The sequence below is a fragment of the Rhodococcus jostii RHA1 genome (genome assembly GCF_000014565.1).
In the GTDB taxonomy this organism is placed as follows: Bacteria; Actinomycetota; Actinomycetes; order Mycobacteriales; family Mycobacteriaceae; genus Rhodococcus_F; species Rhodococcus_F jostii_A.
This window is the reverse complement of the sequence record NC_008268.1, coordinates 3,045,570-3,057,836: the sequence shown is the minus strand read 5'-3', so window position 1 is coordinate 3,057,836 and position 12,267 is coordinate 3,045,570. Positions and strand designations below refer to the sequence as shown.

Below are 12,267 nucleotides of genomic sequence, written 5' to 3'. Positions count from 1 at the left end.
CGACAACGTCACGGAGTGTCCGAACCTTCGTCAACTCGATGACCTGTGCGCGTCGCCCTGTTTACATCGCGAGTAGGACGGTCCGCGCTCCGAATTCGGTGACCACCTGTAGACCGGGATCGCTCAGTCACACCTGAAGGGAATGCGGATCGTCCGGGTCGAATACGGAACCCCGTCGTACGCCACTGGCCCATCGAAGCGAAGGTTGCGGTTCTGTGCGGATCCCGCATCTGCCGCGTCACCCCTTACCGGCATGCAGATCGACCGTCGAAGGTAGATCTGTCGTCTCAGGTAGACCCAACGACGGCCCTTGCACGCTTACCGAAGTTTCACCAAACGAAGAGTCCGTTACCTCGAATCGGCTATCTGATGCAATTCCGAACAGTTACTGGTGAGCCTGTGTATTCGACTCGTGCAAATTCGTCGAGGCAAGTGGGATGGGAAGGGGCACGGCAACTACATCGGTCGAGGGGTCATTCAACCGGTGACGATGGTGCGCCCATCGAGTCGTCGAGCACGGGTCGGCTCCATGTCTGTTGCGGACCTTCGCCTTTCGCGACGAGGCTCAGCTCGCGCAGCTTGGCGACCGTCATCATGGTGTTGAACATGGGGTTCGGGTTCGCACCCGAGACGCCGAGCGCCTGGGAGCGTGCAATGAAGGCGGCGACGAACGCCGGAAGGTCGTCGATGCCACCGCTGAGCAGTGCCTGTGCGGCGCCGTCGAGCGCCGAGGCCTGATCGAGCAGCGTCGACAGACGCTCGGCTGCGGTCGGGCGATCGAACACCTCGAACGCATGGCCTTCGGTGACGATGTCGACAGCATCGGTCTCGACCAGCGTCAGTGCCTGGGCGAGCGCGGCGAAGATATTCATCTGGTTGGCGTCGTGCATCGCGCCGCACGGGCCGTTCGGTTCGTCGGACAGGTGCAGCAACCGCGCTTCGGGAAGGTGGACGACGACCTGGCCGGCGCAGTGGCCGTGGGTGCGGATGACCTGAACGGCACCGTCGTCGAACGACCAACCCGACATGTGTTGAGAGCCGATGACGAGGTGCTCGAGCGGGAGTTCCTCGTAGGTTCGGGTGATGTTGGTGATGGGAACGTAGGGCCGGTACATGGCGAGGAGACGGCGAGCTGCCGCAGCCGGATCCTCGAAACCTGGTACCAGGCCGGACACGCGTTCAAGGCTCGTTGTCCAGTAGGGGAGCCCGTGATCGTGGTACTGGCTCGCGTCGTGCGCGCTGACGAAATGGTGCACGTTCGAGGGGTCGAGCCCGTCGCCGAGGTCTGTGATGATGTCGTTGTTCCCGACATGGTCGGGGTGACCGTGGGTGGTGAGCAGCAGGATCTTCGACCACGGAGCGAGGTCGTCGGCAGCGGATCGGATCGCGTCCCGGACCACGGTTGTCACCCCGCTGTCGACGAGCACCAGGAGATCTCCGGCTCGGTGAACGATCACGTTGCCCACGTCTGGCTGGTGAGCGGCCATATCTAGCTCTTGACCCACAATCATGCGTGTCCGAACATCGATCTCGATCTGTTCGCCGAGTGCCACTCGTTCGTTCTAACACGCCACTCGACTTGTGTGCGGCAGTTCCCGACATCTGCATCCGATGAAATGCGGGTCTATCGGTAGCCCTGCATATTCACACTGGCCGCGTTGGTACTCGGTCTATAGGGGAGCGGGCCGGCGGTGCGGGCCGAATCGTCAGGCCGCACTCCCGCCCAACGCGGCTGTAGTTCCCCTGCGTGTAGTCGCCGTCACAGAAGTTGAGGGTTCAGCGCTCAGATCGGCGGGTCATCCGCGTGCCTCGGCCAAGTTCAGTATCTTGAGCTACGTCACTATATGTACACGAAGGGACAGGCCCATATGACCCGCACCATCGCAGTGGTCAACCATAAAGGTGGCTCCACCAAAACCACGAGCGCGGTCAACCTCGCCCAAGCCCTCGTCGAAGCCGGTTACACCGTCCGCGTCGTCGACCTCGATCCGCAATGCAACGCCACCACCTGGCTCGGCGCCACGCCCGAAGCCGTCGACAACGATGTCCTGTCGGTGCTCATGATGGTGGCGAGCATCGAAGATGCCACCACCATCACCGCGTCCGGGATCCACCTCGTTCCTGCCACCAAGGAACTCGATTCCGTCGGGCCCTATTTCCTCAAGAAGCCCGGTGCGCACGGCGTCCTGCGCAAAGCCCTCGCGGGCGCCCCCGACGTCGATTTCAACCTCCTCGACTGCCCCGGAGACTTCGACCACCTGACCATCAGCGCACTCGTCGCCTGCACCGAAGTGCTCGCCGCTGTCATGACGGGAGCCATGGAACTCGAAGCGCTCATGCGGATCGAGAACTACATCACCGAGCAGGTCGAGTTGCTCAATCCCAGTGCGCGGCTCAATCACATTCTGTGCGGCCGCGTCGAACTCGGCCAGGTCATCGACCAGCAGGTCCTCGCCGCGCTCCGCGAGACCTACCCCGACCAGACGATGCGCACCATCATCCCGAAGTCCGTCCGCGTCAGCGAAAGCTACAGCGCCGAAGAACCCGTCGTCAGGTGGGCACCGTCCTCCGCCGCAGCGCGCGCCTACCGCGACGCCGCCCAAGAACTCGTCGAAAGGGACATCCGATGAGCGTGACACGTAAGCCCGGACTCGCCAACAACCCGCTCGAACGCCGCCCCCAGCCCCGCACTGGCGCGCACCAGGACGGGACGCACGCGAGCACTCGTCGCACGGACCTCCTGACGAGCGTGACACGTAAGCCCGGACTCGCGAACAACCCCCTCGAACGCCGCAAGCCACGACTGCCGAACCTCGTCGAACAGGGCGTGGACGTCGCAGGGCTCGCCAACAACCCCTTCGAACGCCGCAAGAGACGACTGCCGAATCTCGTCGAACAGGGCGTGGACGTCGCACAAGAAGCAGCCACCATCGCCGAACCGGTGGCCCTCGGCGAGGAGAAGAAGACCACCAGACGGGTCCCCGCAGACAAGAAGCAGGAATCCGTCTACATCAACCGCGCCAAGGCCGAAAACGGCAAGAATGCCGTCGCCGCCATCGGCCATATCGCCGGCGCCCCCAACAGTTGGTCCACCCTCGTCGACGAAGCCCTCGCCCACTACCTCGCCGTTCTCGAACGCACATACAACAACGGCGAACCTTTCCCGCCGCGCAAGGCCGAACGCGCCCGGGGGCCACGCATCAACTAGTCCGTCCAGGAGCAGCCACAATGACAGTGAGCACGACCGACTCGTCGGGGACAGCCACATTTTGAAGCGGAGTTTCCGGATTGCTCCCGTCCCATTCCCGAGCGGAGCCGGATCTGCGCGACGGCGCTCACCGAGTACACCATCGAGATCGTGGCACCGAAGGAATCGACGAACACGGCTGTCCGCGCGGAATGGTCATCGAACCGTCGACGGTGACGAAGTCTGCCGGTGACGTCTTCCCGGCCCGGGGTGCCGGCCGGAGACTGTCAGGCGCCCTGCGGCCGGACGGGTTGTGCGCCCACCCGCGGCGCCGTCCGCCTTCACCGATCCGGGCCTGCCGGCGTCACCGTACCGGCGCTCGGACTCCGTGGTACCACCCCAGATCCCGAACGGCTCGCGCACCGTCTGCGCGTGAGTGCGGCATTGCTCGAGGACCGGGCAGGTCTGGCAGATCCGGGTGGCGAAGTCTACCCGGTATCGCCGGGCCTCCCGTGTCTCACCTTCGGGGGAGAAGAACAGATCGGTTCCCATGCTCCGGCACGTGGCGTTCATCTGCCAATCCCACAGTTCGGTCGAGGGCGCGTAGAGGTGTGTGGTCAGGGCGGTGGACTTCATGACTACTCCGATCTTGTCCAGAGGGTGTGAGCGGCAGCAATATCGACGGTGGGTTCCCCTCCCGTGTGGACGACGCCGGCAGAGGACTGCGGCGCCCGCCCTGTGCAGAGAACAGGGCGGGCGCCACGTTTCGCACGACGGTCGACGCCGGGCAGGACGAACCTCGGGATGAACTATCGACCGTGGTTGTGCATGACGTGCTTGGTGCGTGAGTAGTCGTCGAGGGCATAGATCGACAGGTCGCGTCCGTAGCCGGATCCCTTGAACCCACCCCACGGAACTTCGTTGGCCAGCACGAGGTGGGAGTTGACCCACACCGTTCCGGCGTCGATCCGCGCGGCAACTTCGTGGCTGCGGCGGGCGTTCTCGGTCCAGACCGATGCCGAGAGGCCGAACGGAACATCGTTCGCGCGGCGGGTCGCCTCGTCCTCGTCGGTGAACGTCTCGACGGTGACCACCGGGCCGAAGATCTCCTCGCGAGCGCATTCGGCGCCGTCGGGTACGCCGACGAGCACGGTCGGTGCGACGAAGTACCCCGGTCCGTCCAGTGCAGATCCACCGATTGCGGCGGTGATTCCCTGTTGCGCCGCACGTTCCAGATATGCGGTGACCCGCTCGAAGTGCGCCTTCGACACCAGAGGGCCGATTTCCACGGTGTCACCTGCTCCTGGCTCGCCGACCACGAACGTGCTCACCTGTTCGACCAGCTTCCGGGTGAACTCCTCGGCGACGGACTCGTGCACGAGAATCCGGCATGCTGCGCCACATTCCTGGCCCGAGTTCCAGTAGCTCGCCGCACGCAATGACACCGCGGCGTCGTCGAGATCGGCGTCGGCGAAGATCACCACTGGTGCTTTGCCGCCCAGTTCGAGATGGACGCGCTTGAGCGTGTCTGCGGCCCCACGTGCGACGGCTTTGCCGCTGCCCACGGATCCGGTCAGGGCGAGCATGTCGACGTCGGGATGCTCGGTCAGCCGCGCTCCCACGGTCGGCCCGAGTCCGGACACCACATTGAACACGCCCACCGGAAGCAGGTCACCGACGAGTTCGGCGAATTTCAGTGTCGTCAAGGGGGTCTGCTCGGACGGCTTGATCACCACCGTGTTTCCGGCTGCGAGGATCGGCGCGATCTTCCACGCCGCCATCAGCAGCGGATAGTTCCACGGGGTGACGACGCCGACCACACCGAGCGGCTCACGCAGGATGACCGACAGGTGGTTCTCGGCGTAGTCTCCGGCGGCCATCGACGTGGTCGCACGCAGTGCGCCCGCCATGAACCGGAAGGTGTCCACAGTGCCTGCGACGTCGTCGTTCGAGACTTCGAAAGGTTTTCCGGTGTTGGCGGATTCGAGCCGCGCCAGTACCTCGGAGTTCTGTTCGATTCTGTCCGCGATGCGGTGAAGCAGAAGGGAGCGTTCCTTCGGAACGAGTCTGGCCCAGTCGTTCTTGGCCGCGACCGCGGCTGCGACCGCTCGGTCGACATCGGCCGCGGTCCCCTGGGGTACCGCGGCGATGACCTGTTCGGTACTCGGGTCGACGACGTCGGTGCGGGGACCGGAGTTGTCGACGGCGTCGAACGCTCCTGCGATGTAGTGCTGGGTCGGAGGCAGGTCGTCCCGGACGTTCAAGGAACCTCCGGGTGCTCGGCTGACGGCGACATGTCCGGTGAGGGTGGTGTTGGGCATCTGGAAGAACCTCCAAGATCGACTGGGATGATGTGGGCCGGCGCGAGAAGCGCCGGCCCGCAACGGGTTGCGCTGGATGATCCGCTATGGCGTGACGGACAGTTGCGGCAAACTCCTCACCGGGAGACGCTGTGTCCGGTGACGGTGTTCGCTTCCCAGAACTCGGCTCCGTCGATGCCGAGCGCTGTGGGATCGAACGCGGGGTCGAGTCCACGCTTCTTCTGTTGCTCGTAATCGCGGTACACCCGGTAGACGAGCGGGAAGAGCAGTACCAGGCACATCAGGTTGACCCAGGCGATGAGCCCGAGCCCGATATCGCCGATCGCCCAGACGAGTCCTGCGTTCACGACGGAGCCGACGAATACGATCGCGAGCGTGCCGAGTTTGAGGACCAGCTTGGATACCGGCCCCTTCCGCCCGTTGAGCAGGAACAACAGGTTCGAGTTGGCCACGTAGAAGTACACGATGAGGCAGGTGAAGCCGAACAGGAACACGGCTACTGCGATGAACGCCGCGCCCCACCCGGGAACCAACGTGTCGATGGCCTTCTGGACCCAGTTCGGACCGGCCTCCACACCCGGAAGGTTCTGGACAAGGTAACCACCCGAACCATCGGAGACGTTGTACTGTCCGGAGACCACCATCATCAGCCCTGTTGCCATGCAGATCAGCAGCACGTCGATGTAGATGCTGAACGTCTGGACGAGACCCTGCTTGCCGGGGTGGGACGTCCGTGCCGCCGCCGCGGCGAACGTCGCCTCACCGATTCCGTTCGCCGACGCGAAGACTGCCCGGCGCACTCCCCATGCAACTGCAGCGCCCGCGATGCCGCCCAGCACAGGGTCGATACCGAACGCCGAGTTCACGATGAGCGTGATCGCTTCCGGGACATTTTCGATGTTCGCCGCGATCACCGCCAGCGCCAACGTCAGGTATCCGATTGCGAGAATCGGTACGAGAGTCTGCGTGACCTTGACGATTCGAGTAGTGCCACCGAAGATCACCAGAGCGATCAGCACGGTGATGAGCACTGCCGGCACCCAGGTCGGTGTTCCGAATGCCATCTCCGCACTCGAGGCAATGGTGCTGACCTGGAATCCGGGGAACATGAATCCGTAGCCGACCAGCCCGAGGAACGCGACGAGGCCCGCGACCTTGGGAAGCTTCAGTCCGTACTTGATGTAGTACGGCATGCCGCCGATATCCTCGTTGGCCTTCTTCCGGTCCTCGTCCTCGACCTGACGTTTGAACACCTGCGCGAGGGTTGCCTCGGCGTACCCGACGGTGCAGCCGACCAGTCCTGTCACGGCCATCCACAGCAGGGCACCCGGTCCACCACCGCCGACTGCTGTTGCGACACCGGCGATGCTCCCGACACCCACACGGCTGGCGAGCGCAAGGACAAGCGCCTGGAAGGAGGACAGTCCTCCTTCGCCTTCGCTGGATTCCTTCAGCTGTCGGATCATGTCCGGGATGCGTCGGAACTGAATGCCTCTGGTGGCGACGGTGTACGCCACCCCGAGGCCGAGGACCACGTAGGCCATCGGTCCCCAGATGGCGTCCGCCACGGTCGTGAGCATCTCGGCCCAGTCCAGGCCTGCCATGATTTACGCAGTCCCCTCTGCGAGCCGCTTCAGTGCCTGTCCGATCTTTTCGACCTGCTCTGCGGGGAGTTCTGCGGTGGGCCGGCGGGGCGCTCCTACCGGTTCTCCCTGCAGAGCGAGACCGGCTTTGACGGCGGAGATGAAGGGAACGGAGATCATCGCGTCGATCACCGGGTACAGGTTCTTCCATTTGGCGAGCGCGCCGTGCAGGTCGCCCTCGCCGATGAGCCGGTTCACGGCGACGATCTCGTCCGGAACGACGTTTGCGGCACCTGCCATGACCCCGGCAGCGCCCTCGACCAGCGCGCTGTAGATGTAGGAGTCCCAGCCGATGAAGGTGCCGATCACGTCGCTGTGGTGGTGGATCAGCTGCAGTGCCTGTTCCCAGTTCGCGCTCGAGTCCTTGATGTACCGAATGTTGTCGACCTCTTCGGCCAGGGAGCGAACAGTGCTCGGGTCGAGGTTCACACCCGTGACCGCGGGGATGTTGTAGAGCATGACCGGCAGCTCCACGGCGGAAGCGACATCCTTGATGTATGCCACCGTCTCTTCGGTCGAGAGCGGCTCGTAGAACGGTGTGATCAGCATGAGCACGTCGGCGCCCGACTTTTCGGCGGCGCGGGAGAGCTGGATGGCCTCTGCGGTCGTCGTGGCACCGGTCTGGGCGATGACGGGAACCCGGCCGTCGGTGTGCTCGATGACCGTGTCGACGAGACGCAGGCGCTCGTCCGACGACAGCGCCCCGACCTCACCGGTCGATCCTGCCGCGACGACACCGTCGACGCCTGCCTTGATCGAGCGGTCCACCACGAGCTTCAGCTTGTCCGTGTCGATGAGTTCGTCGGCGTCGAACGGGGTGGTCAATGCTGTGAGGACACCGCTGAGTTGCTTGGACATGAAATGACTCCTAGATCGTTGACGAGTGTTTGGTGTGGGGAAGGTCAGGCGCTGGCGGGCTGAACGGTGAGCATCTTCGGTTGACGAGTCTGGCGATGGGTGGCGAGCACGCTGGCGACCTCTTGAGCAGCGGAGAACCCCGAGGTGATCGACGTTTCCGTGTAGAGCGTTCCGAGATAGTCGCCGGCCAGGAAGACTCGGCCGGCACCGCGCGTCAAGGTGGGCTGAAGCTTTGCGCGACCGGGGAAGCTGTAGGGCGACGCGTTCTTCCACCGTGCGGCCTTGGCTTCCACGACGGTGTCGGAGAATCCGGGCCCCAGGATCTGCTCGAGGTCGGCGAGGTGAGTGTTCACCACTTCGTCGTCGCTCTTGTCGAGCAGTGCGCTACCCAACGCCGCAGGCGAGAACGTCATGAAGCTGCCGCCGGGCTGCCGGACGGACTCGGTGCCGCGGACGATGCTTGCCTGGTTGAGCGCGATGGCGAACGAACGCTTGGGGGCGGCGATGGCGTAGATGTCGTCCCACGGCCGCGCCGTCGTTTCGTCGGTGAGAAACGCCGAGCTGACGTGGGGGCCGTACTTGATCTGAGAGAGCGCGTCGCGCAGGTCCTGCGGCAGGTCGACCCCGACCCGGTGGGACACGTCCGCGGTGGTGGCCAGCACGACCGTTCGCGCCTCGACTTCGTGGTCGCGTCCGTCCTGGCGGTAGCGAACGATCACCGAGTCCTTCTTGTGCACGACCTCCTGCACGGCGGCACCCAGCTGAACGCGGTCGCCCAGCGACGCGGCGAGGGCTTCGGTGAGTGTGGACGGCCCGCCGACGATGCCGCGGCTGAGGCCCTGCCCGAACCCGAGCACCAGGCTGAAGTATCCGATGCCTGCGCCCGCCGAGATCTGGTCCATGTTTCCGGCGGACCGGGTGACGGTGGTCTTGAACAGCGCGGCCGCGTCCTCCGGCAAGTCCCCGACGAAGTCGAGGAAGGATTCGTCGTTCGCGAAGTCGTAGATCCGCTGCTGGCGCATCGCTCCGGACTCACCGGCGCGCTTGCGTACCACTCCGGTGTACTTTCCGACGCCCGCAACGATCTTCATGCCGGCGCGCATGGTTGCCACCCGAGCCGAGAGCGACATCGGGATCCGGAACGGATAGGTGGCGATGTGCCCCTTGCGGAGGAACTTCCCGTTCATCGAGAGGGCCTGCAGCGACCCGGGGATGTCGACCGACATCACCCCGGCCTCGTTGAGCAGGGCTTCCGTGGACGATCCGGGGCCGGCGAAGACGTGGCCACCCCAGTTCAGCCAATACGACCCGCGACGTTCGGAACGGATGCGTCCACCGACGCGCTCCTCGGACTCCAAGACAAGTGTGTCCCAGTGACGCAACCGCCAGCCCGCTGACAGACCGGCGAGGCCGGCACCGACTACAACTACATCTCGCACTTCGATATCTCCTTCACTGGGGCCATGTCGCTCGCCGGGGAGTGGTGGCGTGTTCGTGGCAAGTTGTGATTCGGGACGCGCGCACCTGCCGTGCAGTGGTTGCGTGCGATGCACGCAGTCCGGACGCGTCGTTCTCTGGGATAAAACAGTGATGCCGGTCATACCCGCTCCATTGAGGATAAAGTGTGATCACAGATCACACAAGCGGATGATGTGATCGGCGGCGCATCGTGCGCGAAGGCCCGACAGCGATGGTTCGGGCTACGTCGAGATCAGGGCGAAGGGCGAGGGCCATATGACTGCGACGGAACCGGTGACTCGTGAGGGCGAACGGTCTGCGAGCCGTGCGACCAAACGCCCGGGAGAGTCCTGCTCAGGCCCCGCTGGGATCGCCCCGGTGACCGTTCCGCAGAAAGTCGAGCCGACTCTCCTGACGGATCAGGTGTACTCGATGATCCATCAATCGATCATGAATGGCGATATGCCTGCCGGGACGAGATTGCGCATCCGCGACCTCGCGGCCCAGGTCGGCACGAGTGTCATGCCGGTTCGAGAGGCAATTCGCCGACTAGAGGAGGCAGGTCTCGCGGAGCGGGTCCCGCACCGGGGTGCTGTCGTGAAGGGACTGAGCTTCGCAGAGTTGGTCCATGTCTACGACGTCCGACTGTTGTTGGAGGTCGAGGCTGCCCGGCTCGGTGCCACTCGAATCACCCGCGCCGACGCCGAGCGAATGAAGACCGAATTCGAGGCGATGAGGGTCGCGATCGTCGAGGGCCGGGTCGTGGAACTGTTGGAACACGACGAGGAACTGCTGTCGATTCTCTACCGTGCGAGTGATAACCCGTTGCTCGTCAACATGATTCGCAATCTGTGGCACCACTGCAGGGCCTACAAGATCGTCGGTGCCCGGGGCACGCTGGACTCGGGAGACGTCGAGTCGTTGGTGGTCTTTCAAGAGCGTCTCGTCGAGGCTGCGCTTCGAGGCGACGACGTCGCGGCAGCGAGCGTCAATCACGATTCGCTCGTCGATGCGACCGATCGAATCCGGGCTCTCCTCGAAGCGCAGCACCGAGATCAGGCGTAGATGTTACGACCGGGACGCTCGTGCGGGCGATACCGGTGAGCTGGCGATCCCGAGCGAGGCGCTCTCGGTCAAGGACAGTCCTCGGGTTTCCGGTGCCCAGAAGTGGGACAGAACCGCTCCGAGCAACGTGATCACCGCTGCGATGAGCATCGTCGCTCCGATCCCGAGGCCGCTGAGGGACAGTGGTACGAGGAATGTTCCGATTGCTGCACCGATGCGGCTCAGAGAGGAGGCCATGCCTACTGCGGTGCCACGAATCTCGGTGGGGAAGAGCTCGTTCGGGTAGACCCACTGCAGGATCTGCGTGCCGCCGATCAGTACGGCGTATGCGGCGAAGAGAACCATGATGATCGTGGTAGGTGCCTCGGGAAACGCTCCCATCAGCAGCAGTGCCAGACCGGCCCACAGGAAGCTGTGAATGAGGAGGGGGCGGCGTCCCATGCGGTTGACGAGGAACAGGGCGATGATGCATCCGACCAGGAACAGGATCGTGATGACAGCGGAACCGATATGTGCCGCATCCTCTTCCAGTTTGAGGGCGCCGAGAATGGCAGGCGCAAACGCGTAGACGGCAAACAGGGGGACGATCGAGCAGGTCCAGAACAGGGTGATGAACGCCATCCGCTTTCCGTATCCGGAACGGAGGAGCTCCTTGACGCTGACGCTGTTCTCGTCCTCCGCGGGGAGGTCGGCGACGGAGACGCCGGGGCCGAACACCTTACGCAGCACCTTGTTGGCTTCGTCGATCCTGCCCTTGCCCACCAACCAACGCGGCGACTCGGGAGTGCCGACGCGGGCTACGACGATCAGCACCGCAGGCACCGTGGCGCTGGCGAGCATCCAGCGCCAGGCGTTGTCGTTTCCTGTTTCGGCAAGTACCTGGCCCACTACGTACGCCGCTGCAGCGCCGACGAACCACATGGCGACGAATGCGCCGAGGAACGGCCCGCGGTACTTGCGAGGGGTGAACTCCGTCAGTAGCGACGTGGCGATCGGGTAGTCGGCGCCGACCGCCATGCCGATGAGCAGGCGGAGCACGATCAGCCAGATCACGTCCTGGACGAAGAACTGTGCGACCGAAAATGCGGCGATCGCGATCAAATCGACCGTGAACAAGACTTCTCGCCCGAAACGATCGGTCAACCAACCGCCGGCGAATGCACCGAGGAGAATACCGATCAGCGACGATGCGCCGACCAGTCCCTGCTCCACGGACGACAGGCCCCACTGATCCGCGATCTGGATCATCGCGACACCGATGATGGACAAGACGAATCCGTCCAGGAACGGTCCTCCCGACGAGAACACGGCAAGCTTCTTGTGAAACCTGGACAGCGGCGCGTCGTCCAGCGGATTGGTGACCATATCGAGCTCCTCGTTGACGTTTCTGGTCTGGCTTGACGTGGACCCCTGTAAGACGTGTTCGGGGTGCCTGTCGTGGTCGGTGTGAAAAGAGATGAGTCGAGCCTCGAGCGCGACGGTCCTGCACTGGCGCTCTGGTGAATCCCGATGCACTGAAGGGCAGCGGTATCTGCACCGTGAGACGCGATGAAGATCGATCACCGTCCGAGCCGGCGATCGTGGTTCGAACCTTCACGTCGATGTGATGTGCGTCTCGTCACACAGAATAGGATGAGATCACAGATCACACAACCCTGAATGTGATTTCTCGTGCCCGGGACGCGGGTCGATACGACGGCCCCGGTATCGCCTCCCCAACCCCACTACCTTGCAT

Annotated in this window: 10 protein-coding genes; 3 read left to right on the top strand and 7 right to left on the bottom strand. The window is 64.0% G+C overall.

Going from position 1 to position 12,267, the window contains the following annotated elements; genetic code table 11:
* Positions 1–473: 473 nt before the first annotated feature.
* Positions 474–1,487, bottom strand: coding sequence for an MBL fold metallo-hydrolase (locus tag RHA1_RS14105; RefSeq protein ID WP_237726882.1), 1,014 nt, complete (start codon positions 1,485–1,487; stop codon positions 474–476).
* A 381-nt stretch (positions 1,488–1,868) separates the two neighbouring features.
* Here RHA1_RS14105 and RHA1_RS14100 point away from each other — a divergent pair, with 381 nt between their 5' ends.
* Both RHA1_RS14100 and RHA1_RS14095 read left to right on the top strand, forming a co-directional pair.
* A complete protein-coding gene (locus RHA1_RS14100) occupies positions 1,869–2,630 on the top strand; it encodes a ParA family protein (protein WP_009475665.1) in 762 nt (253 codons plus the stop codon).
* Complete coding sequence (locus RHA1_RS14095) at positions 2,627–3,208, top strand: hypothetical protein (protein WP_011595575.1); 582 nt, start codon at positions 2,627–2,629, stop codon at positions 3,206–3,208. The genes RHA1_RS14100 and RHA1_RS14095 overlap by 4 nt, the downstream gene beginning before the upstream one ends.
* Before the next feature lie 195 nt (positions 3,209–3,403).
* Here RHA1_RS14095 and RHA1_RS14090 read toward each other — a convergent pair whose 3' ends face one another.
* The 5 genes from RHA1_RS14090 to RHA1_RS14070 all read right to left on the bottom strand — a co-directional run bounded on the left by RHA1_RS14090 (position 3,404) and on the right by RHA1_RS14070 (position 9,448).
* The gene (locus RHA1_RS14090; RefSeq protein ID WP_011595574.1) at positions 3,404–3,823 is read right to left on the bottom strand and encodes a WhiB family transcriptional regulator; all 420 of its coding nucleotides are present in this window, start codon (positions 3,821–3,823) and stop codon (positions 3,404–3,406) included.
* A gap of 173 nt (positions 3,824–3,996) precedes the next feature.
* Entirely contained in the window at positions 3,997–5,508 is a 1,512-nt protein-coding gene (locus tag RHA1_RS14085; protein ID WP_011595573.1) for an aldehyde dehydrogenase family protein, read from the bottom strand.
* A gap of 116 nt (positions 5,509–5,624) precedes the next feature.
* Positions 5,625–7,112: an alanine/glycine:cation symporter family protein gene (locus RHA1_RS14080; RefSeq protein ID WP_011595572.1), complete on the bottom strand. Its 1,488-nt coding sequence runs from the start codon at positions 7,110–7,112 to the stop codon at positions 5,625–5,627.
* Between the two features lie 3 nt (positions 7,113–7,115).
* Positions 7,116–8,009: a 4-hydroxy-tetrahydrodipicolinate synthase gene (gene dapA, locus RHA1_RS14075; RefSeq protein ID WP_011595571.1), complete on the bottom strand. Its 894-nt coding sequence runs from the start codon at positions 8,007–8,009 to the stop codon at positions 7,116–7,118.
* 44 nt (positions 8,010–8,053) lie between these two features.
* Positions 8,054–9,448, bottom strand: coding sequence for a flavin monoamine oxidase family protein (locus tag RHA1_RS14070; protein WP_050787300.1), 1,395 nt, complete (start codon positions 9,446–9,448; stop codon positions 8,054–8,056).
* A gap of 295 nt (positions 9,449–9,743) precedes the next feature.
* Here RHA1_RS14070 and RHA1_RS14065 point away from each other — a divergent pair, with 295 nt between their 5' ends.
* The gene (locus tag RHA1_RS14065) at positions 9,744–10,532 is read left to right on the top strand and encodes a GntR family transcriptional regulator (protein ID WP_011595569.1); all 789 of its coding nucleotides are present in this window, start codon (positions 9,744–9,746) and stop codon (positions 10,530–10,532) included.
* 3 nt (positions 10,533–10,535) lie between these two features.
* Here the strand turns inward: RHA1_RS14065 and RHA1_RS14060 are convergent, their stop codons facing one another.
* Positions 10,536–11,897 carry an MFS transporter gene (locus RHA1_RS14060; RefSeq protein WP_011595568.1) on the bottom strand — a complete coding sequence of 454 codons (1,362 nt, stop codon included), beginning with the start codon at positions 11,895–11,897 and terminating at the stop codon, positions 10,536–10,538.
* Between the last annotated feature and the right edge of the window lie 370 nt (positions 11,898–12,267).